This is a genomic window from Streptomyces sp. NPDC102283 (assembly GCF_044766265.1).
GTDB lineage: Bacteria > Actinomycetota > Actinomycetes > Streptomycetales > Streptomycetaceae > Streptomyces.
This window is the reverse complement of the sequence record NZ_JBIWLQ010000024.1, coordinates 1-20,342: the sequence shown is the minus strand read 5'-3', so window position 1 is coordinate 20,342 and position 20,342 is coordinate 1. Positions and strand designations below refer to the sequence as shown.

Genomic DNA, 20,342 nt, shown 5'->3' with positions numbered 1-20,342 from the left:
GGCCTCAGCAGGGCCAGCTTCCGGTGGTGAGGAAGTCGTCGATGGCGGCGGTGTACGGGGCGATGTCCAGGCCCTGCTCCTCCAGCCACGAGTCGGAGTAGTACTTGTCCAGGTAGCGGTCGCCCGGATCGCACAGCAGCGTGACGACGCTGCCCTGCTCGCCCCGCTCCACCATCTCGGCGATCAGCTTGAACGCGCTCCACAGCCCGGTGCCCGTGGACCCGCCCGCCTTGCGGCCGATGGCGCGCTCCAGGGCGCGGACGGCGGCGACGCTGGCGGCGTCGGGCACCTTCATCATGCGGTCGATGGCGCCGGGCACGAAGCTGGGCTCCATGCGCGGGCGGCCGATGCCCTCGATGCGCGAGCCGCGCTCGCTCGTGGCGAGCGGGTCGTGGTTGGTCCAGCCGTCGAAGAAGCAGGAGTTCTCCGGGTCGGGCACGCAGATGCGGGTGTCGTGCTGGAGGTAGTGGACGTAGCGGGCGATGGTCGCCGAAGTGCCGCCGGTCCCGGCGGTGGCGACGATCCAGGCGGGCTCCGGATAACGCTCCAGGCGCAGCTGCTGGTAGATCGACTCCGCGATGTTGTTGTTGCCGCGCCAGTCGGTGGCGCGCTCCGCGTAGGTGAACTGGTCCATGTAGTGCCCGCCGGTCTCGGCGGCGAGAGCGGCGGACTGTTCGTACATGGTGCGCGAGTCGTCCACGAAGTGGCACCGTCCGCCGTGGAATTCGATGAGGCGGGTCTTCTCCGGGCTGGTGGTGCGCGGCATCACGGCGATGAACGGAACGCCGATCAGCTTGGCGAAGTACGCCTCCGACACGGCGGTCGAGCCGCTGGACGCCTCGATGACCGGCTTGTCGGGCCGGATCCAGCCGTTGCAGAGCCCGTACAGGAAGAGCGAGCGGGCCAGGCGGTGCTTGAGGCTGCCGGTGGGATGCGTCGACTCGTCCTTGAGGTAGAGGTCGATGCCCCACGGCTCGGGCAGCGGGAAGCGCAGGAGGTGGGTGTCGGCGGAACGGTTCGCGTCGGCCTGGACCTTGCGGACGGCCTCCTTCAGCCAGGCCCGGTACTCCGGGTCGCTGCGGTCGATGTCCACGGTCGCCCTGGCCCCGTGCCCGGCTGCGTGCTCACTGGTGTCCATGGGCCTGCTCCTGTTGGTCCTCGATCCGATGCTCGCGCCTCCACGATATGCACCCCACCTGCGCAAACGGTCACTTTGATGGTCCATAGCACTGCCTTTGACCGCCGCCTGCGGGGGCGGCGACGACGGGCGGTGCGGGCGAGGGCCCGTCGTGCTTCCGGGCCCTCTGGCGGTCCGGCCCGCGCCGGGGCACACTGCACAGCAGGGAGTGGTGTCGAAGGGGGGCGAATCCGCCATGGCGGACGTCGAGTTCAGTGCGTCGGGGGTCAGGATCGAGCGGTTCACCAGATCGCTGACCAGGGCTGGTCAGGTGGTGGTGAAGGACGGGCGACTGTCCCTGCTCACGAGCAACGGGCGGGAGATCGACAGCGCCCCGCTGGGCTCGGTCAGCGCCCGCAAGTGGTGGTTCATCGCGGCGGATTCCGTCATCGCCCGGGTGAACGGGGTGCGCTACCGGTTGACGATGGGGCAGCGCAGCCGCAGACGCGACGGGGCTGCTCCGTTGCGGCGTTTCCTGGAGACGCTGCGCAGCGCCCGCGGCCGCCGGGGCTGACGGGGCGGGAGGCGCAGGGGCGGTCCGGTTCCCGGGCCGCCCGACCGCGCCGCGAGTTGCGGGACCGTATCGCCTGGGCCACGCTGGACCCATGTCACTGAAGGTGCACCCTCGGTGACAGAGTGATCCGCTCCACGGACCGGATCGCGCGACACGAGCAGACACGACAAGAGCAGAGCGGATTCGGCAGTCAGTCGTCCGCCGGCCCCGTTCGTGTCTCTTCTCTTCTTCCGGACCTATTTCGGGGAGTCGCAGCCGTGATCAGCGAGCCAAGCAGGCACTGCACGGTGGAGCTCCAGGCCCTGCCGTCGCGGATCGGTCAGGTCCGCAGAATCATTTCGGCGCAACTGCGCTACTGGCATCTCGATCCTCTGATCGACCAGGCGGCCCTGGGCGTCACCGAGCTTCTCACCAATGTTCACCGGCACGCGCAGCCGGACAAGTCATGCACCGTCGACATCGAGCTGCTGCTCGACCGTCTGACGGTCTCCGTCCACGACCACGACCCGCGCCTGCCCACGGTGAACGAGGCGGACTCGTTCGCCACGTCGGGCCGGGGCCTGGCCCTGATCGCGGCCGTCAGCGAGAGCTGGGGCGTGCGGCCGATCGGCTCGGCCGGGAAGGCCGTCTGGTTCACCCTGCCGGCGGCCACCGGCGCCTCGACCCTGCCACCGCTCGCGGTCTACGGGTCGATGACCGACGGGCCGTTCGGGGCCGTGACCATCACCCCCGACGACATCGTGGCCATGCCCGCCCGGTCGGCCGTCGTCGGCTGACCGGGCGGGCAGGGGCCGGGCCGAACGGAGTGCGACGGAGCGGCTTCGCCCCGCCGCGCTCCGGGCCGGCCACGGGGTCACGCCCGACCGGCGACCGCGGCCCGGCCGAACCGCTCGTCCAGCACGGACAGCCGGCGCCAGCGCTCGTCCTCGTCGATCTCCCCCGCGGCGATACGACGGCCGAGCAGCCCGATCGGCGAGGACTCGCCGGGGACGGCGTTGGTGAACACCGTCCGCCCGACGTCGAACCGGCGGCCGCTCAGGCCAGGGCGGCGAGGGGGTCGTCGAGGACCGGCTGCCAGGCCAGCTCGGCGGCGCCCACCAGGCTGTTGTGGGCCAGGGTGCACGGCAGGATCGGCACGCTGCCGCTGCGCCCCCACAGGCTCCGGTCGGCGACGACGGCGCGCAGCCGCTCCGGGTCCGCCTCCAGCAGGTCGCGGTGGAGCCCGCCGAGGATGATCCGGTCCGGGTTGAGGATGTTGACCAGCCCGGCGAGCCCCAGCCCCAGGCGGTCGATCAGCGCCTCGGCCGCGTACCGCACGGCGGGGTCGCCGTACTCCGCGCGGAGCAGGTTCCCGGCCTGCTTGAGGAGGGACTCCTCGGGGCCCGGTTCGCGTCGGGCGGTGGTGAGGAAGGCCAGCGGGTCGGTCTCCACGTCGAGGCAGCCGCGTCCGCCGCAGTGGCAGGGCCGCCCCTCGGGGTTCACGGTGAGATGGCCCACCTCCAGCGCGAGGCCCGAACTCCCGCTGTGCAGGCGACCGTCGAGCACCAGAGCCCCGCCGACACCCCGGTGTCCGGTGGCCACGCACAGGAGGTGCTGGGCGCCGCGGCCCGCGCCGTGGCGGTGCTCGGCCAGCGCCGTGAGGTTGACGTCGTTGCCGGTGAAGGCGGGTCCGGTGATGCCCGCCTCACGTACGCAGGCGGCGAAGATGTCCCGGACCGGGGAGCCGGCGGGCCAGGCGATGTGCAGCGGATTGAGGGCGGTGCCCTCCGGCTCGGCGACCGCGGAGGGCACCGCGAGACCGGCCCCGACGCAGCGCAGCCCGCTCTCGCGCAGCAGCCCCGCCCCCGCTTCCACGACCTCGCCGAGCACCTGTGCGGGGTCGGCCATCACCGCGACGCAGCCCGGCGATGTGGCGACGATCCGGCCGCCGAGCCCGACGAGCGCGGCCCGGAAGCCGTCGGAGTGCACCTGGGCCGCGAGGACGACGGGGCCGGTCTCCAGGACGGACAGCCGGTGCGAGGGGCGACCCTGGGATCCGGCCGCCGCCCCCGGGCTGGAGTCGACCCGGATCAGCCCGAGTGCCTCCAGTTCCGCGGCGACCGCCCCGGCGGTGGCGCGGGTGACGCCGAGTTCGGAGGTGAGCACGGCCCGGGTGGGGGCGCGTCCGGTGTGGACCAGTTCCAGCGCGGGCCCGAGCGCACCGCGGCCCCTCTCCAACTTCGTCCGGGTGGTGGTCGCCTTGCCGTTCATGGGGGCGAGTCTCCCATGATCCGGAGGCGCCCCGGACGCCCAGGGCAGGTCCGGGGATCTTGTTCCGGCCACGGCCGGGGCCCCGGAATGTACGGCGTGCAGCCGTGTTGCGTCCCTCGCCGGAGCGCCCCTATGCTGAGTTTGTGCCGCAACTAAACAAACTGCGGACGGCCCTACCGGGGGGATCTGGCGGAGACACCGCCCCACCCTCGTCGGCCCGCCTCCGTACCGCGCTGACCGTGTTCTTCGCCCTCGACGGGTTCCTCTTCGCCGGCTGGGTGGTCCGTATCCCGGCCATCAAGCAGCAGACCGGAGCCTCCGCCTCCACCCTCGGCCTCGCCCTGCTCGGCGTCTCCGCCGGGGCGGTCATCACCATGATGCTCACCGGCCGGCTCTGCCGCCGTTACGGCAGCCACGCCGTCACCGCGGTCTGCGGGGTGCTGCTCCCCCTGAGCATCGCCCTGCCCGCCCAGACCCACTCCGCGCTCTCCCTCGGTCTCGTGCTGCTGGTGTTCGGCGCGGCGTACGGCGGGATGAACGTGGCGATGAACAGCGCCGCCGTCGACCTGGTCGCCGAACTGCGCCGGCCCGTGATGCCGAGCTTCCACGCCGCGTTCAGCCTCGGCGGCATGGTCGGCGCCGGACTCGGCGGGCTGGTCGCGGGGGGCCTGGCCGCGTCCACGCACCTCTTCCTGCTGGCCGGGACCGGTCTCCTCGTCACCGCCTTCACCGGACCCGTCCTGCTGCGCCACCGCCCGGCACCCGCCGCTCCGCAGACCGTCGAACGGCGGGCGCCCGAGCAGCGGCTGTCGCCCCGGGCCCGCCGCGTCGTCGCGCTCTTCGGCGTGATCGCCCTGTGCACGGCGTACGGGGAAGGGGCCCTCGCCGACTGGGGCGCGCTGCACCTGGAGCAGGACCTGGGCGCGCACCCCGGGCTGGCCGCCACCGGATACGCGCTGTTCGCCCTGACGATGACGGCGGGGCGGCTGACCGGGACCATGCTGCTGGAGCGGCTCGGCCAGACCCGCACCCTCGTCCTCGGCGGCGCGACGGCCTCGGCCGGAATGCTGCTGGGCTCGCTGGCGCCGACCACCTGGCTGGCGCTGGCCGGGTTCGCGGTCACCGGCCTCGGGCTCGCCAACATCTTCCCCGTCGCGGTGGGACGGGCGGGCGAACTGGCCGGTCCCAGCGGGGTCGCCGCGGCGTCGACGCTCGGCTACGGCGGGATGCTGCTCGGCCCGCCCGCGATCGGCTTCCTCGCCGACTGGTTCTCCCTGCCGCTGGCCCTGACGACGGTGGCCCTGCTGGCCGCGGCGGCGGCCGCACTGGGATACGGGGCCCGCAACGCCACGTCGGACGCGCACACCTGATCGCCCGCACACCTGGTCGATTGAGTAGCCGTACTCAGGCAGGACCCGCTCCCCCGGCGCACGATGGAAGCCTCGACCGAGCAAGAAGCAGAGCGAGAAGCAGGGGAGCACACCATGAAGCGTCTGACCGACCACCCGCACCTGAACACCCTGGTCCGGCTGACCTTCCGCAACCCCGCTTCCCTGATCTACCTCGGGCTGGTGCTCGCGGCGACGCTCTTCGTCGCCGTGGACACCCTGTTCGTCGCCCACGAGGACGCCTCGTTCTCCGGCGTCTGGCTGTTCCTCCTCGCGGCCCCGACGATCTTCCTGTTCCTCCTCGGCGGCTCCCTGGCGGGCGCCGGGGCGGGCGGGCCCGCGTGGTTCCTGGTGCTCGGTCTGGTGGTCTCGGTCCTCGTCCAGTCGCTGGCCCTCGGCTGGTTCGTCCGTCTGGTGCGCAGGGCCGGAGCGGCCGGATCCGCACACCCGCGGGGCATCTGACCCCGGGGCCTTTCCCGCGGCCCCCTGGCACAATCGCCGCCATGCGGATCGCCGAGCACATCGCGTCGTTGTCCGAGGAAGGGCGGCTGCTCACGGCCGCCGCCGAGCGGGCCGGAACGGGGGCTTCGGTCCCGACCTGCCCGGGCTGGCAGATACGCCATCTGCTGCGGCACACCGGCTCGGTGCATCGATGGGCGGCGGCGTTCGTCACTGAAGGGCATACGGCCTACCGGCCCGCGGGCGGTGAACCCGCGCTCGACGGCGCCGAACTCCTCAACTGGTTCCGCGAGGGCCATCGTCATCTGGTCCGGTCCCTGGAGGAAGCCCCCGTCGACCTGGACTGCTGGACCTTCCTGCCGGCCCCCTCGCCCCTGGCGTTCTGGTCCCGCCGCCAGCTGAACGAGACGACCGTGCACCGCGTGGACGCGGAATCGGCGCTCGGCGGACCGCTGACCCCGGTGCCGGCGGACCGGGCCGCCGACGGCATCGACGAACTCCTCACCGGCTTCCACGCCCGGCCCAAGAGCCGGGTCCGCTCCAGGACGCCCCGCACGTTGAGGGTGCGGGCCGTGGACACGGAGGCGGTCTGGACGGTACGGATCTCGCAGGACCCGCCGGAGGCCGTACGTTCGGCGGCCACGGCCACCCGGGACGGCGGCGCCGACACGGAACGCTTCGACTGCGAGCTGAGCGGCACGGCGGAAGGGCTCTACCTCACCCTCTGGAACCGACTGCCGCTCACCGCCGTCACCCTGCGCGGCGATCGCTCGGTGGCCCGGATCTGGACGGACAACTCCGCGGTCACCTGATGACCGCCGCCGGCCCCAGGGGCCCCGGGGTGTATCCGGCCCCGATCCGCCCGACACACCCTGGTCCCAGCCGAGCCAGCCGGGGCGGACCAGCCCCGATTCGTAGGCGAGGACGACGAGTTGGGCCCTGTCGCGGGCTCCGAGCTTGACCATCGTGCGGCTGACGTGGGTCTTCGCGGTGAGCGGGCTGACGACCAGTCTGCGGGCGATCTCCGCGTTCGACAGCCCGATGCCGACCAGCGCCACCACCTCCCGCTCCCGTTCGGTGAGCCGGGCGAGCGGGGCGGCCGTCGGTTCCTTGGAGCGGGCGGCGAACTCCGCGATCAGCCGGCGCGTCACCCTCGGTGAGAGCAACGCGTCCCCGCCGACCACCGCCCGCACCGCGCGCAGGATTTTGTCCGGCTCGGTGTCCTTGACCAGGAAGCCCGAGGCGCCGCTGCGGATGGCCTCGCAGACGTACTCGTCGAGTTCGCAGGTGGTGAGCATGACCACCTTCACCTCGTTCAGGTCCGGGTCGCCGGTGATCCGCCGGGTGGCGGCCAGCCCGTCCAGGCGAGGCATGCGGATGTCCATCAGCACGATGTCGGGGCGCAGTTCGCGCACCAGGCGGACCGCCTCCTCGCCGTCTGCGGCCTCTCCGGCGACCTCGATGTCCGGCTGTGCCCCCAGCAGGGCGCGGAAGCCCGCCCGTACGAGTTGGTCGTCGGCGAGCGTCACACGGATCACGGTGTCTCCTCGGGGGGCTCCGGTGCGGTCCGGCGTCGGTCGCGGTCCGGCGCGGTGAACGGCAGTTCGACGGGAACCCGGAAGCCGCCGTCCGGGCGCGGGCCCGCCTCGATCGTGCCACCGAGGGCGGCGGCCCGCTCCCGCATCCCGACGAGTCCGTTGCCGCCGCCGCCCGCGTCGTCCGCGGTGGCGGATCCCTCGTCGTCGACGCGGAGCCGGATGCGCCCGGAGCCCTGGCCGATGCGCACCAGGGCCGTACGGGAGCCGGAGTGGCGGACGACGTTGGTCAGGGCCTCCTGGACGATGCGGAAGGCGGCGAGGCCGGCGCCGGGCGGGACGACGGCCGGATCGCCCTCGCTCTCCACGGTGGCGGTGAGCCCGGCGGACGCCGCCTGTTCGACGAGCTCGGGAAGCCGGTCGAGGCCGGGGGCCGGGGAGGTGGGAGCGTCGCCGGGCGTACGGAGGTTGGCGAGCACCTGACGTACCTCGTCGAGCGCCTCCTTGCTGGCCCCCTTGATCGCGGTGAGGGCGGACCTGGCCTGTTCCGGATCGGAGTCGAGCAGCGCGAGTCCGACACCGGCCTGCACGTTGATGACGGAGATGGAGTGGGCCAGCACGTCGTGGAGTTCGCGGGCCGTGCGCAGCCGTTCCTCGTCGGCCCGCCGCCGCTCCGCCGCCTCGCGCTCCGCGCGGGCGGCGGCCCACTGCTCGCGGCGCACCCGCAGCAGTTCGGCTGCGGCCACGACGGCCAGGACCCACGCGGTGATGAAGACCTGCTGCGTCCAGGGTGCGGCCCCGTCCCCGTCCGGCGGCAGCCATCGGTACAGCCAGTGGGAGACCAGGACGTGCCCGGCCCACAACCCGCCCAGCGACCACCAGGCCGCCTTCCGGTGCCCGGCGACGATCGCGCCGAAGCAGCCGACGGCGACGGCGACGAACACCGGCCCGTACGGATAGCCCGCCGCGAGGTAGACCAGGGTCACCGCGCAGGTGGTGGCCACGGCGGCCACGGGGCGGCGGTGGCGGAAGAGCAGCACGACGACCGCGACGAACAGCAGCAGCCGGGCGGCCAGGTCCAGGGGCCGGCGGTCCTGCCCGTGCTCGGCGAAGCCCGTGCCGACCACGACGAACACCAGCAGCACGGCCGTCGACGCCCAGGGCAGGCCGGCGGGCGTCCGGGAACGCACGCCGGACAGCCACGCCGGCGGGCCTCCCCGCCGGCCCGGCTCTCCGGGAGGCCGGCCGCCCGGAAAGCCGCGGGAATGACCGCCGCCCCGGTCCGGCGGTTGTTGTTCGTCCCTTGGCGGCCACGCTAGACGGCGGACGGGCGCGGGAGCGTCCGCCGTGCGTGGTGATCACCCGTACTCCGTGGGGAGTACGGCGCCGGGGAAGGGCGGCCCTAAGGCTTGACCGCGGGCAGGCCCACCGAGCGGGCGAGTTCACCGGCGGCCTGCCGGAACAGCGGCTCGCGCGCCTCGACGACCCGGTTGAACTGACCGAACAGCTCGAAGGAGACCAGGCCGAACAGCTGGGCCCAGGCGGCGACCAGGGCCGCCACGGCGGCCGGAGGCACGTCCGGGGCGAACTCGGCGGCCATCCGCTCCGCGTCGGAACGCAGCTCCGGGGCGAGGGAGGGCACGGCGAGGTCCTCGGCCCGGGACGCGGCACGGACGATGTCGATGAAGACCAGGCCCACCCGGGACGCGGGCCCCACCGTGTCCATCGGGGCGATGTATCCGGGGACGGGCGAACCGTAGATCAGGGCGTACTCATGAGGATGGGCGAGCCCCCACTCCCGTACGGCACAGGCCACCGCGATCCAGCGTTCGGCGGGCGGGACGGCCCCGGCCCGCTCCCCCGCCGCCCGCTCCGCGACCTCGCCGATCGCGTCGAACGCGTCGACGATGAGCGCGGTGAGCAGGTCGTCGCGGCTGGGGAAGTAGCGGTAGAGCGCGGAGGAGACCATGCCCAGCTCCCGGGACACGGCCCGCAGCGAGAGCTTCGCCGCGCCCTCCTCCGCGAGCTGCTTCCTGGCCTCGTCCTTGATGGCCGCGGTCACTTCGATGCGGGCGCGTTCCCTGGCCCCTCGGATGGTGCTCATGCGATCAGTCTGCCACACACATGGAGCACCGACCAGAAACAAGAGCGGACGCCAATGACGAGAGCAGTGCTCTTGCTTTGAGGCCGCAGCCCGTGCACACTGATCTCAAGCGAGAGCACTGCTCTCCCAACATCGCGGGAGTCACCCATGTCGCAGCAGCCCTACTACCTCCGGGCGAGCGCCTCCGCCGACCGCCTCAACAGAATCGTCGGCCGGCTGGCCCGACACGGCATCAGCCTGATGGGATCGGCCGAGCTGTCGGTGCGCGGGCGAAAGAGCGGTCAGATGCAGCGCGTCCCGGTCAACGCCCACGCCTTCGAGGGAGAGCGGTACCTCGTCTCGGCCCGGGGCCACTCGCAGTGGGTGCGCAACATGCGCGTCGCGGGCGGCGGAGAGCTGCGCCTGGGGCGCAAGGTGAGCGGCTTCACCGCCGTGGAGATCGCCGACGACGCGCAGAAGGCCCGGATCATCCGGGCTTATCTGGAGCGGTGGGGCTGGGAGGTCAACCAGTACTTCCAGGGGATCACGGCGAAGTCCACGGACGCCGAACTGCTGGCGGCCTGCCCGGACCACCCGGTCTTCCGCATCACGGCCGAGGCATGACCGCGCCCCCGTGGCCGTACGGGCGACGGGGGCGCGGTCGACGACGAGCGGGGCGCTAGCGATCCATCGCGGACAGCGCCCGCTGCGCCAGCGGGTGCGTACGGACCAGCTCGGCCAGCGACGTCGTCCCCCGGGTGATCCCGGCGAACGCCTTCCACGCCGGCCGGAAGCCGGTCAGCACCGCGTGCAGAAGCCCTGGACGCCGCTCGAACAGCTTGAGCATGCGACGGCCGACGCCCATCTCGACGCCGAGACCGGCCTTGATGGCGAAGGCGTAGTTGAGGGCCTGGCGTCGGGCGTCCACCGCGTCGTGCGACTCGGCGATCCTGACCGCCCACTCCCCCGCGAGCCGACCCGAGCGCAGCGCGAAGGAAATGCCCTCGCGGGTCCACGGCTCCAGCAGTCCGGCCGCGTCCCCGCAGACCACGACCCGGCCGCGGGAGAGCGGCGAGTCGTCGCTGCGGCAGCGGGTGAGATGGCCCGAGGAGACGGCCGGCTCGAACCCGGCGAGGCCGAGGCGGGCGATGAAGTCCTCCAGATACCGCTTGGTGCCCGCGCCGTCGCCGCGCGCCGAGATGACGCCCACGGTGAGGGTGTCCCCCTTCGGGAACACCCAGCCGTAACTGCCCGGCATCGGGCCCCAGTCGATGAGCACCCGGCCCGCCCAGTCCTCCGCGACGGTGGCCGGGACCGGGATCTCCGCCTCCAGGCCGAGGTCGACCTGATCGAGCTTCACCCCGACATGGGCTCCTATCCGGCCCGCGCTGCCGTCCGCGCCGACGACCGCCCGCGCGAGCACCGTCTCGCCACCGGCCAGCACCACGGCGACCGTCCGCCGGTCGGGCACGGCGGGGCCGTGCTGCTCGACCCGCACCACCGATGCCCCGGTGCGCAGTTCGGCCCCGGCCTTCTGCGCCTCCTCGACCAGGCCGGCGTCGAACTCCGGGCGGTTGATGAGTCCGAAGAGCATGCGCCGGGAGCGGCGGGTACGCGACAGCTTGCCGTTGAGCGAGAAGGTGACCGCGTGGATGCGGTCCTTCAGGGGCAGTTCGAACCCCGGCGGCAGGGAGTCCCGTGAGAACCCGATGATTCCCCCGCCGCAGGTCTTGTAGCGCGGCAGTTCCGCCTTCTCCAGCAGCAGGACTCTTCGGCCCGCCACGGCGGCCGCGTACGCCGCCGATGCGCCGGCCGGTCCGGCGCCGACCACGACGACATCCCACACGGACGACTCTTCCGGCTCACGTCCGGCGTCTGCGTTCTCGCTGCTCACGATGTGCTTCTGCTCCTGATCCGACCAGTGGCCCCATGCTGCTCACGGCATCCTACGGCGCGTTCCCGCCAAACCCTCCTGTGGGAGGATCGGCCATGATTTCGTCGTACATGCGTCGCCGCACAGGCAGCGTCGCGCACGGTCGCGTACACACCGCGCCCTACCCATAACGTCGCACCCACGAGGAGCGTGCCCATGACCGCCCGTCCGATTCCCGAGACCGTCGCCTCGCTGATGCCCCGCGCCCGGGAGGAACTGGCCGAGCTGGTGGCGTTCCAGTCGGTGGCGGACCCGGCGGTGTTCCCGAGGAGCGAGTGCGAGGGCGCGGCGAACTGGGTCGCCGATGCCCTGCGCGCCGAGGAGTTCACGGACGTCGCCCTGCTGGACACCCCCGACGGCACCCAGTCGGTCTACGGGTTCCTGCCCGGTCCGGCCGGGGCCCCGACCGTGCTGCTCTACGCGCACTACGACGTGCAGCCTCCGCTGGACGAGTCGGCGTGGATCTCCCCGCCGTTCGAGCTGACCGAGCGCGACGGCCGCTGGTTCGGCCGGGGCGCGGCCGACTGCAAGGGCGGGTTCATCATGCACCTGCTCGCGCTGCGCGCCCTCAAGGCGAACGGCGGCGTCCCGGTCTCGGTGAAGGTGATCGCCGAGGGCTCCGAGGAGCAGGGCACCGGTGGTCTGGAGCGGTACGCGGAGGCGCACCCGGAGTTGCTGGCCGCCGACACGATCGTCATCGGCGACACCGGGAACTTCCGGGTCGGGCTGCCGACGGTCACGGCGACGCTGCGCGGGATGACGATGCTGCGGGTGCGGCTCGACACCCTCGAAGGGAACCTGCACTCGGGGCAGTTCGGCGGCGCGGCCCCGGACGCGCTGGCCGCGATGATCCAGCTGCTGGCCTCGCTGCGCGCCGAGGACGGGACGACCACGGTCGACGGTCTGACGGGCGACGCCGACTGGGACGGGCTCCAGTACCCGGAGGCGGAGTTCCGCCAGGACGCCAAGGTGCTGGACGGGGTGGAGCTGATCGGCACGGGCACGGTCGCGGACCGGATCTGGGCCCGTCCCGCCGTCACCGTCATCGGCATCGACTGCCCGCCGGTCGTCGGCGCGACGCCGTCCGTGCAGGCGAGCGCGCGGGCGCAGATCAGCCTGCGCGTGCCGCCGGGCCAGGACGCCGCCGAGGCGACGAAGCTGCTCACCGCCCACCTGGAGTCCCGCGCCCCCTGGGGTGCGCGGGTACGGGTGGAACAGGTGGGCCAGGGCCAGCCGTTCCGCGCGGACATGACCAGCCCGGCGTACACGGCGATGGCGGACGCGATGCGGGACGCCTACCCGGGCCAGGAGATGCAGTCGTCCGGGATGGGCGGCTCCATCCCGCTGTGCAACACGCTCGCGGGCCTCTACCCGGAGGCGGAGATCCTGCTGATCGGGCTGAGCGAGCCCGAGGCGCAGATCCACGCGGTGAACGAGAGCGTGTCGCCCGAGGAGCTGGAGCGGATGTCGGTCGCCGAGGCGCTGTTCCTGCGGAACTACGCGGAGTCGAAGAAGGTCTGACCTCCTGAGGCCGCCCCACGGGGGCGGCCTCGACCGCCGCTACGCGCTCGGCGAAGTCGCCCGGAGCGTAGGTCCGTGCGGCGGACGTCCGCCCCTGCGTACGTTCGCCGCATGGATCTCGTCGAGGTGACTCCCCAGCTGCACATGTTCCGCTTCCGGATCGGCCAGGCCTATCTCTGGCGCGACGGGACGGAGCTGTCCCTGATCGACGCGGGTGACGTCGATGCGGCGGCCGCGATCGAGGACGCTGTCCGCACGCTCGGCCTCGACCCGGCCGGGATCCGGCGCATCGTCGTCACCCACGGCCACCGCGACCACTACGGGGCCGCGCAGGAGCTGGCCGACCGGCACGGCGCCGAGATCATCGCCCACACGCTGGACGCCCCGGTGGTACGGGGCGAGCGCCCCGTAGCGGAGCCGGACCTGCTGGACTGGGAACTGCCGCTGTGGGAGCACGGGCTGACCTGCCCCGACGCCCCGCCCACCCGGGTCGACCGCGAGGTGACCGGCGGTGAGGTGCTGCCGTTCGGCGACGGCGCGCGGGTGGTCCACGCCCCCGGGCACACAGCGGGCTCCATCGCCCTCCATCTGCCGCTCCACGGCGTGCTGTTCACCGGGGACGCCGTCGCCTCCGCGGAACAGGTGATGCTCGGCGTGTTCAACGTGGACCGCGCCGGAGCGGCGGCCACGTTCCGGCGACTGGCCGCGCTCGCGCCGCGTACCGTCTGCGTCGGTCACGGCGACCCGCTCACCGAGAACGCGGCCTCGTTGATGGAGGCGGCGGCGAACGGCGCGTGAGCGCCGCCCGCGCGGAGGCCCGCCGTGTAGCCCGGCACCCCGCTCAGCCCACCGGCACCCCTGCCTCCAGGTTGAGCACCGTCGACCGCTCGCGCGCCCGCAGGGCCCAGCGCAGCCGCTCGTACCGGGTGGGCGGCAGCATCCCGGCGGCCTCCTCCTCGGTGACGAAGCGCCAGCCGCGCAGCTCGGAGCCGGGCAGGAGCAGGCGGCCGACGTCCTCGGAGCGCAACAGGCCGCCGTCGAAGAGGAAGCGCAGCCCGCCGTAGCCGGGCGGGGCGGGCGACTCCCAGTCGACGAGCAGCAGGGTGGGAACGCGGTCGAGGCGCAGGCCTATCTCCTCGGCGACCTCACGGATCCCGGCCTGCGCGGGAGCCTCGCCCGCCTCCACAACACCGCCGGGGAACTCCCACCCCGGTTTGTACGTGGGGTCGACGAGCAGCACCCGGTCCTGCTCGTCGAAGAGCAGAACCCCGGCGGCCACCGTCTCGGCGGTCGGCTCCGGGCTCTGGACGATCGGGCACGTCGCGGCGTTCCCGGTGCGCACGGCGTCCGCGATCCGCTCGGCGGTCTCCCGGGGTGTGAGGGCGCTGTTGTCGACCAGATGGGCATCCTCGGTGATCCAGTCGAGGGCGTCGCGATACGGTCCGATGTGCTCGTACGCCCACCGGCGCACCCGCTCGCACTGCTCCTCGTCGCCGGGAAACTCCTCGCGGCCCGCGATCCGGCTGCGCAGGATCGTTTCCTCAGGTGAGAGCGCCACATGCCGGACGGGAATGCGCCGGGAGGCGAGCCCTCCGAAGATCTCGTCGCGGTACTCCTGCCGCAGCAGGGTCATCGGCACCACCAGCACCCCTGGCACCTCGGCGAGCAGCGCCGCCGCCGTGTCCACCACGAGCCGCCGCCAGATCGGCAGGTCCTGGAAGTCGGTGACCTCGGCGAGCCTCTTCTGCGGCAGCAGACCGCGCAGCCCCGCGCCGGTGACCTCCGGGTCGTACAGCGTGCTGTTCGGGATCAGATCGATCAGTTCGCCCGCGGCGCTGGTCTTGCCCGCACTGAACGCACCGTTGATCCAGACGATCACGGTTCCCCCTCTTCCGTAGCCCCCTGTGGCTTGCCCGCAACACCCTGCCGCGGAAACCCCGCGGCGGCGACGGCATTGTCCCGATGCGGCCGTCCGGCCCGCGAAGCGTGGCCCAGGGGGCGCCCGGCCTGACGAACCGGGCGCTCCCTGGAGGCGGTTGGAGGCGGGAGGCCCTGGAGGCGCGTTCCGAAGCTCCCGCCTGCTCCGCGCGGACGGCGCTACTTCCGAAACACTCCCTGGCGCAGCGCGATGGCTGCCGCCGCCGCGCCGACCAGACCCGCGTCGGCGCCCATCACGGCGGGCGCCACGGTCAGCCGCCGGAGGTAGGAGAGCGTGGCGTAGTCGCGCAGGCTGCGGCGCAGCGGCACGAAGAGCACGTCGCCGGCCCCGGCGACTCCCCCGCCGACCACCGCGATGTCGAGGTCGGCCAGGGTGGCGGTGGCGGCGATACCGGCCGCCAGCGCCTGGGCGGCCCGCTCGTAGGAGGCGATGGCGACCGGGTCTCCGGCGCGGGCGGCGACGGCCACCGCGGCGGCCGTCGCGTCGCCGTCCGGGCCGGGCCGCCAGCCGTTCTCCAGCGCGCGGCGGGCGATGTTGGGACCGCTGGCGATGCCCTCGACGCAGCCGCGCGCACCGCAGGGGCACGGGTCGCCGTCCAGGTCGACGCTGATGTGGCCGATGTGGCCGGCGTTGCCCGAGGGGCCGGGACGCGGGGTGCCGCCGAGGACGAGGCCGCCGCCGACGCCCGTCGACACGACGAGGCACAGCGCGTTGTCGTAGCCCCGGGCAGCGCCGAGCCAGTGCTCGGCGGCCGTCATCGCGACCCCGTCGCCGACCAGTGCGACCGACAGTCCGCCCGTCGTCTTGTGCACCCGTTCCACCAGCGGGAAGTCCCGCCAGCCGGGGACGTTGACCGGGCTGACCGTGCCGGCGGCGGCGTCCACCGGACCGGCGCTGCCGATGCCCACGGAACCGGCGCGGCCCCACTGCGGCGAGGCCATCAGCTCGCCCAGCACCTCGTCCACGGCGCCCATGACCGCCTCGGCGCCCTCCCGGGCGGGCGTCGGCCGCTGCGCCCGTACGGACAGGGATCCGTCGCCGTCCACCAGCGCTCCGGCGATCTTGGTGCCGCCGATGTCGAGCGCGGCGACGAGGTCGGTATGCATCGGTGTGGGCTCTCCGGATCGCTGAAGGGGCGGGACCTGCGGGTTCCGTCCATAGTCTGCACAGTCTCCATTCTGTTGACAACGTTGTCCAGGGCCTATGCTCGACGCCACGGCCTCCGTTCACCCCGGCGACGCCCCACCAGGCCCCGCTCGGCGCCGGCCGGAGCACCGCAGCCCCGCCCGTAATCCGACGACAGGACAGCGCACGTGGACCGGACCGCCCGTCATTCCGAGACCCGCTACGGCAACCGGCCGACCATGAAGGACGTGGCGGCCCGCGCCGGAGTCGGCCTGAAGACGGTCTCCCGGGTGGTGAACAGCGAGCCCGGCGTCACGCCCGACACCGAGCGCCGCGTGCAGGAGGCGATCGACGCGCTCGGCTTCCGCCGCAACGACAGCGCCCGTGTGCTGCGCAAGGGCCGTACGGCATCCATCGGACTGGTCCTGGAGGATCTGGCGGACCCGTTCTACGGTCCGCTGAGCCGAGCGGTGGAGGAGGTCGCCCGCGCGCACGGCGCACTACTGATCAACGGTTCCAGCGCCGAGGACCCGGAGCGGGAGCAGGAGTTGGTGCTGGCTCTGTGCGCCCGCCGGGTGGACGGCCTGATCGTGATCCCGGCGGGCGACGACCACCGCTATCTGGAGCCGGAGATCAAGGCGGGCATCGCCACGGTCTTCGTGGACCGCCCGGCGGGCCACGTGGACGTCGACATGGTGCTCTCCGACAGCTTCGGCGGGGCCCGGGAGGGCGTGGCGCACCTCATCGCGCACGGCCACCGCAGGATCGGGTTCATCGGCGACCAGCCGCGCATCCACACCGTCACCGAGCGACTGCGCGGCTATCACACCGCCATGCGGGACGCGGGCATCACCGTCGAGGACGGCTGGGTCTCCCTCGGCTCCACCGAGCCGGAGCGGGTGCGGGCCGCCGCCGAGGAGATGCTCTCGGGCCCCGAGCCGGTCACCGCCCTGTTCGCGGGCAACAACCGGGTGACGGTGACGGCGGTCCGGGTGATCGCGGAGCGGGAGCGGCCGGTGGCACTGGTCGGGTTCGACGACATCGAGCTGGCCGACCTGCTCGGCATCACCGTGATCTCGCAGGACGCGGCGGCGGTCGGCAGGACCGCCGCCGAGCACCTCTTCCGCCGCCTGGACGGGGCGGACCACGCCACGGCACGGGTGGAACTGCCGACCACGCTCATCCCTCGCGGCTCGGGCGAACTGCCCCCCGCCTGAGGCCTGTCGGGCGCGGACCGTGGGGCCGTGGCACGAGGGCCCGGTGGCCGTGCGCCGGCACCGCACCCCTGGAGGAGGGCGCCCGGCGGGCGCGGTCAGGCCCCGGGGCCGGCCGGCCGGAAGTCCCGGGTCAGCAGGGCCAGCAGCTGGGCCGGGGCGTCCTCCTGCACCGTATGGCCCGCGCCCTCGATCCAGTGCAGCTCGGAGTGCGGGATCAGCGCGTGCAGCCGCTCGGCGAAGGGCGCCGGCAGGAACCGGTCCTCGCGCCCCCAGATGATCCGGGTCGGCACCGGAACGCCCCCCAGCAGATGCTGGAAATCGTCGGTCGCGGCCTGTTCGGCCTGCCGGTACTGGCGGTAGTACGCGGCCCGGCCACGCTCGCCGCGCCACGGATCGACGTGGGCGGACAGGACGTCGTCCCGGTAGCCGGTGTGCGTCGCGTGGCGCAGATGACTCTCGACCAGCGCCTCGTGGGCGTAGCCGGGGAGTTGTTCGAAGAGGTGCGCGTTCTCCCTGGCGAGCCGGAAGAACCCGGTGCCCCACTCCCCGCAGGCCACCGCGTCCACCAGGGTGAGGTCCGCGTACCGCGCACCGTCCAGGAGCAGTGCCCGCAGGGCCACGGCCCCGCCGATGTCGTGGGCGATCACGCGCGGGCGCTCCAGCCCCCAGTGCTCCAGGAGCCGTCCGAACACCTTCGCCTGCGCCGCCGGGCCGACGTCCTGCCCGTCGCGCTGCTCCGACTGTCCGAACCCGAGCAGGTCCCAGAGGTGGACGCGGTGATCGCGGGCGAGCGCCGGGGCGATGTCGCGCCAGATGAGCGAGGAGAACGGGGTGCCGTGCAGCAGGACCACCGGCTCCCCCTCTCCCATCACGTCCCAGCGCACCGCCCCGTCAGGAGTCTCGAACGTCCTGGTCAGCTTCCCGTTCATGGTGTGCCTCCTGATGCGCGGTTGGAAGGGGCGGAACCCGCCGGATCATCGACGTTACCAGCAATGACTGATTGCCGGTAACCTTGGTAAAGTGGCGATCATGCGACGGAACCCTGCGCCCGCAGAGCTCGAACCGATCGAGGACTTCTGCAACACGGCAGCCCACCTCCACGACGAGGACGGCTTCGCCCGGCCGGAGACGGCGGCGCGATGGCTCGGTGCGCACGGCTTCCCGGCGTCGGCCTCTCCCGGGGAGCTGGCCTCGCTCGCGGAGGCGCGGGAGACCGTGCGGGCCTTTCTGGTCGAGCGGACGTCGCCGGAGGCTGTCGACGCCCTCAACCGGCTCATCGCCTCGGTCGCGGGCGCTCCGGCCGTGCGCCCCGACGGCGCACTCACCCTGCGGCCGGCCTCCGGCGGGGTGGTGGCGGAGGTCGTACGCCCGGTACTGGAAGCGCTCCTGGTACACGGCCTGACCGGGCGTCACGCCACCCGCCTCAAGGCCTGCGCGGCCCCGGAGTGCCGCTGGGTCTTCTACGACCGGGCGCCGTCGTCCAACGGCCTATGGTGCGACATGGACGTGTGCGGCGCGCGGCACAAGATGCGCGCCTACCGTGCCCGCGGCGGGGCGGCCGCACGCCGGGACGCCTGAGCACGGGCCGGGCCCCGGCCTCCCTCGAGGACAACACGCCCCGGAGGGTCGTCCACGGCGGCCGGGCATGCCGGAGCGCCCCGGCGGGAACGACCGTCCCACCGGGGCGCGAGATCCGCCGACGCCCCTTACGGAGCCGTGACCGTCAGGTCGCCGCGACGCGGCGAGGCGAAGGCCTCCAGGTCAGCGCGGGTCAGGCCGGTCAGCCGCGCCACTTCGGCGGTGTCCAGCGCGCCGCAGTCGATGCCGCGCAGCAGGTAGCCGCTGAGGGCCTTGGCGGTGGCGGGCTCGTCCATGACGTCACCGCCCGCCTTGGCCACGTAGGCGGCGAGCCGGGCGGCCGCCTGCTCCAGGCCCTCCCGGTAGAAGGCGTAGACGGCCGCGTAGCGCGTCGGCAGGTGGGCGGGGTGCATGTCCCAGCCCTGGTAGTACGCACGGGCGAGAGCTCGGCGGGTCAGGCCGTAGTGAAGCCGCCAGGCCTCGTGGACCCGCTCGGCCGGACCCACGGGCAGGACGTTGGTCGAGCCGTCGGAGACGCGCACGCCGGTGCCCGCGGCGGCGACCTGCATGACGGCCTTGGCGTGGTCGGCGGCCGGGTGGTCGCTGGCCTGGTAGGCGGCGCTGACCCCGACGCAGGCGCTGTAGTCGAAGGTGCCGTAGTGCAGTCCGGTCGCCCGGCCCCGCGCGGCGTCGATCATGCGGGCGACGGCGGCGGTCCCGTCGGCGGCGAGGATCGACTGGCTGGTCTCGATCTGGATCTCGAAGCCGATACGTCCGGCGTCGAGGCCGTGCGCCTTCTCGAAGGCTTCGAGGAGCTGGACGAAGGCGGTGACCTGCTCGGGGTAGGTGACCTTCGGGAGGGTCAGCACGAGCCCTTGGGGCAGACCGCCGGCCGCCATCAGCCCGCTGAGGAAGACGTCCGTGGTGCGGATACCCCGGTCACGGACGCCGGCCTCCATGCACTTCATCCGGATGCCCATGTAAGGGGCCGCGGTGCCGTTCGCGTACGCCTCCGAGACCAGCCGGGCGGCGCGGGCGGCGGCCTCGTCCTCCTCGGCGTCCGGGCGGGGGCCGTAGCCGTCCTCGAAGTCGATGCGCAGATCCTCGACGGGCTCGCGCTCGAGCTTGGCGCGTACGCGGTCGTGGACCGGTCCCGCCAACTCCTCGGGGATGCCGAGGACGGCGGCGAACGACGCGGCGTCGGGGGCGTGTTCGTCGAGGGCGGCGAGCGCCTGGTCGCCCCAGGAGCGCAGGGTGCCGGGCTCGAAGACGTCGCCGGGTACGTAGACGGTGTGCACGGGCTGGCGGGTGCCGGGATCACCCGGGTAGCGGCGGGCGAGTTCCGCGTCGACCGCCGTGAGGGAGGCACTGATCTCCTCGCTGACCGCACCGGCGAGGCTCGTTGCCACCTTCTCCTGCTGACCCATGACCATACCCTCCACGCTCTCGCTGTTTCCGCTTCCCGGAATCAACAATCCGTATAGTGAAGTTATAAGGCCGCTCGACCTGCGTCAATGGTCGCCCGGAACGGCCTCGGGCCGCGCGGTGGTGTTCACCGTGCGGCCCGGGTCGGGGTGTTCGCCAGGGGGTCAGCCCTTGCGGGTGTTGATCTCTTCGGTGAGC

Annotated in this window: 21 protein-coding genes and 1 pseudogene; 11 read left to right on the top strand and 11 right to left on the bottom strand. The window is 73.1% G+C overall.

Annotation, left to right across the window (positions count from 1 at the left end; all coding sequences use genetic code 11):
- Positions 1–4: 4 nt before the first annotated feature.
- Positions 5–1,138, bottom strand: coding sequence for a PLP-dependent cysteine synthase family protein (locus tag ACIRJT_RS33640; protein WP_403916894.1), 1,134 nt, complete (start codon positions 1,136–1,138; stop codon positions 5–7).
- 235 nt (positions 1,139–1,373) lie between these two features.
- Between ACIRJT_RS33640 and ACIRJT_RS33635 the strand changes: the two genes are divergently transcribed.
- Together ACIRJT_RS33635 and ACIRJT_RS33630 are read left to right on the top strand one after the other, a co-directional pair.
- Positions 1,374–1,691 (top strand): hypothetical protein, encoded by a 318-nt coding sequence (locus ACIRJT_RS33635; protein ID WP_403916891.1) that lies wholly within the window; start codon positions 1,374–1,376, stop codon positions 1,689–1,691.
- A 257-nt stretch (positions 1,692–1,948) separates the two neighbouring features.
- Positions 1,949–2,467, top strand: coding sequence for an ATP-binding protein (locus ACIRJT_RS33630; RefSeq protein WP_403916888.1), 519 nt, complete (start codon positions 1,949–1,951; stop codon positions 2,465–2,467).
- Between the two features lie 77 nt (positions 2,468–2,544).
- Here ACIRJT_RS33630 and ACIRJT_RS33625 read toward each other — a convergent pair whose 3' ends face one another.
- Both ACIRJT_RS33625 and ACIRJT_RS33620 read right to left on the bottom strand, forming a co-directional pair.
- On the bottom strand, positions 2,545–2,697 hold the full coding sequence (locus ACIRJT_RS33625) for a hypothetical protein (protein ID WP_403916885.1): 153 nt from the start codon (positions 2,695–2,697) through the stop codon (positions 2,545–2,547).
- 29 nt (positions 2,698–2,726) lie between these two features.
- Entirely contained in the window at positions 2,727–3,941 is a 1,215-nt protein-coding gene (locus tag ACIRJT_RS33620; RefSeq protein ID WP_403916883.1) for an ROK family protein, read from the bottom strand.
- A gap of 239 nt (positions 3,942–4,180) precedes the next feature.
- On the opposite strand from ACIRJT_RS33620, the gene ACIRJT_RS33615 reads away from it, so the two are divergent.
- The 3 genes from ACIRJT_RS33615 to ACIRJT_RS33605 all read left to right on the top strand — a co-directional run bounded on the left by ACIRJT_RS33615 (position 4,181) and on the right by ACIRJT_RS33605 (position 6,600).
- A complete protein-coding gene (locus tag ACIRJT_RS33615; protein ID WP_403916881.1) occupies positions 4,181–5,311 on the top strand; it encodes an MFS transporter in 1,131 nt (376 codons plus the stop codon).
- A 114-nt stretch (positions 5,312–5,425) separates the two neighbouring features.
- A complete protein-coding gene (locus ACIRJT_RS33610; protein ID WP_403916879.1) occupies positions 5,426–5,791 on the top strand; it encodes an SCO4225 family membrane protein in 366 nt (121 codons plus the stop codon).
- Positions 5,792–5,832: 41 nt separating this feature from the next.
- Positions 5,833–6,600, top strand: coding sequence for a maleylpyruvate isomerase family mycothiol-dependent enzyme (locus ACIRJT_RS33605; RefSeq protein WP_403916876.1), 768 nt, complete (start codon positions 5,833–5,835; stop codon positions 6,598–6,600).
- Positions 6,601–6,669: 69 nt separating this feature from the next.
- On the opposite strand, the pseudogene ACIRJT_RS33600 reads toward ACIRJT_RS33605, so the two are convergent.
- The 3 genes and pseudogenes from ACIRJT_RS33600 to ACIRJT_RS33590 form a co-directional block, all read right to left on the bottom strand.
- Positions 6,670–7,326: pseudogene (locus ACIRJT_RS33600) on the bottom strand (response regulator); the annotation flags it as partial.
- Positions 7,323–8,513: a sensor histidine kinase gene (locus ACIRJT_RS33595; protein WP_403916874.1), complete on the bottom strand. Its 1,191-nt coding sequence runs from the start codon at positions 8,511–8,513 to the stop codon at positions 7,323–7,325. The gene ACIRJT_RS33595 and the pseudogene ACIRJT_RS33600, both read right to left, overlap by 4 nt.
- 212 nt (positions 8,514–8,725) lie before the next feature.
- Complete coding sequence (locus ACIRJT_RS33590) at positions 8,726–9,427, bottom strand: TetR/AcrR family transcriptional regulator (RefSeq protein ID WP_403916871.1); 702 nt, start codon at positions 9,425–9,427, stop codon at positions 8,726–8,728.
- Positions 9,428–9,574: 147 nt separating this feature from the next.
- Here ACIRJT_RS33590 and ACIRJT_RS33585 point away from each other — a divergent pair, with 147 nt between their 5' ends.
- On the top strand, positions 9,575–10,030 hold the full coding sequence (locus tag ACIRJT_RS33585; protein WP_403916868.1) for a nitroreductase family deazaflavin-dependent oxidoreductase: 456 nt from the start codon (positions 9,575–9,577) through the stop codon (positions 10,028–10,030).
- Between the two features lie 55 nt (positions 10,031–10,085).
- Here ACIRJT_RS33585 and ACIRJT_RS33580 read toward each other — a convergent pair whose 3' ends face one another.
- Entirely contained in the window at positions 10,086–11,300 is a 1,215-nt protein-coding gene (locus tag ACIRJT_RS33580) for a geranylgeranyl reductase family protein (RefSeq protein ID WP_403916866.1), read from the bottom strand.
- A 195-nt stretch (positions 11,301–11,495) separates the two neighbouring features.
- Here ACIRJT_RS33580 and ACIRJT_RS33575 point away from each other — a divergent pair, with 195 nt between their 5' ends.
- Entirely contained in the window at positions 11,496–12,860 is a 1,365-nt protein-coding gene (locus ACIRJT_RS33575) for a dipeptidase (RefSeq protein ID WP_097968096.1), read from the top strand.
- A 111-nt stretch (positions 12,861–12,971) separates the two neighbouring features.
- Positions 12,972–13,658 (top strand): MBL fold metallo-hydrolase, encoded by a 687-nt coding sequence (locus ACIRJT_RS33570; RefSeq protein WP_403916863.1) that lies wholly within the window; start codon positions 12,972–12,974, stop codon positions 13,656–13,658.
- A gap of 43 nt (positions 13,659–13,701) precedes the next feature.
- On the opposite strand, the gene ACIRJT_RS33565 is transcribed toward ACIRJT_RS33570, so the two are convergent.
- Together ACIRJT_RS33565 and ACIRJT_RS33560 are read right to left on the bottom strand one after the other, a co-directional pair.
- Positions 13,702–14,739 (bottom strand): NUDIX domain-containing protein, encoded by a 1,038-nt coding sequence (locus ACIRJT_RS33565; RefSeq protein WP_403916860.1) that lies wholly within the window; start codon positions 14,737–14,739, stop codon positions 13,702–13,704.
- A 218-nt stretch (positions 14,740–14,957) separates the two neighbouring features.
- Positions 14,958–15,905 (bottom strand): ROK family protein, encoded by a 948-nt coding sequence (locus ACIRJT_RS33560; RefSeq protein WP_403916857.1) that lies wholly within the window; start codon positions 15,903–15,905, stop codon positions 14,958–14,960.
- Between the two features lie 207 nt (positions 15,906–16,112).
- On the opposite strand from ACIRJT_RS33560, the gene ACIRJT_RS33555 reads away from it, so the two are divergent.
- The gene (locus tag ACIRJT_RS33555) at positions 16,113–17,141 is read left to right on the top strand and encodes a LacI family DNA-binding transcriptional regulator (protein WP_403916855.1); all 1,029 of its coding nucleotides are present in this window, start codon (positions 16,113–16,115) and stop codon (positions 17,139–17,141) included.
- A 95-nt stretch (positions 17,142–17,236) separates the two neighbouring features.
- Here ACIRJT_RS33555 and ACIRJT_RS33550 read toward each other — a convergent pair whose 3' ends face one another.
- On the bottom strand, positions 17,237–18,070 hold the full coding sequence (locus ACIRJT_RS33550; protein ID WP_403916854.1) for an alpha/beta fold hydrolase: 834 nt from the start codon (positions 18,068–18,070) through the stop codon (positions 17,237–17,239).
- 100 nt (positions 18,071–18,170) lie between these two features.
- Here ACIRJT_RS33550 and ACIRJT_RS33545 point away from each other — a divergent pair, with 100 nt between their 5' ends.
- The gene (locus ACIRJT_RS33545; protein WP_403916852.1) at positions 18,171–18,719 is read left to right on the top strand and encodes a CGNR zinc finger domain-containing protein; all 549 of its coding nucleotides are present in this window, start codon (positions 18,171–18,173) and stop codon (positions 18,717–18,719) included.
- 128 nt (positions 18,720–18,847) lie between these two features.
- Here ACIRJT_RS33545 and ACIRJT_RS33540 read toward each other — a convergent pair whose 3' ends face one another.
- Entirely contained in the window at positions 18,848–20,146 is a 1,299-nt protein-coding gene (locus ACIRJT_RS33540; protein ID WP_403916849.1) for a DUF6986 family protein, read from the bottom strand.
- On the opposite strand from ACIRJT_RS33540, the gene ACIRJT_RS33535 reads away from it, so the two are divergent.
- Positions 20,145–20,342, top strand: a 198-nt coding sequence (locus tag ACIRJT_RS33535) for a hypothetical protein (RefSeq protein ID WP_403916847.1), incomplete at its 3' end; no start/stop codon positions are given. The genes ACIRJT_RS33540 and ACIRJT_RS33535 overlap by 2 nt on opposite strands.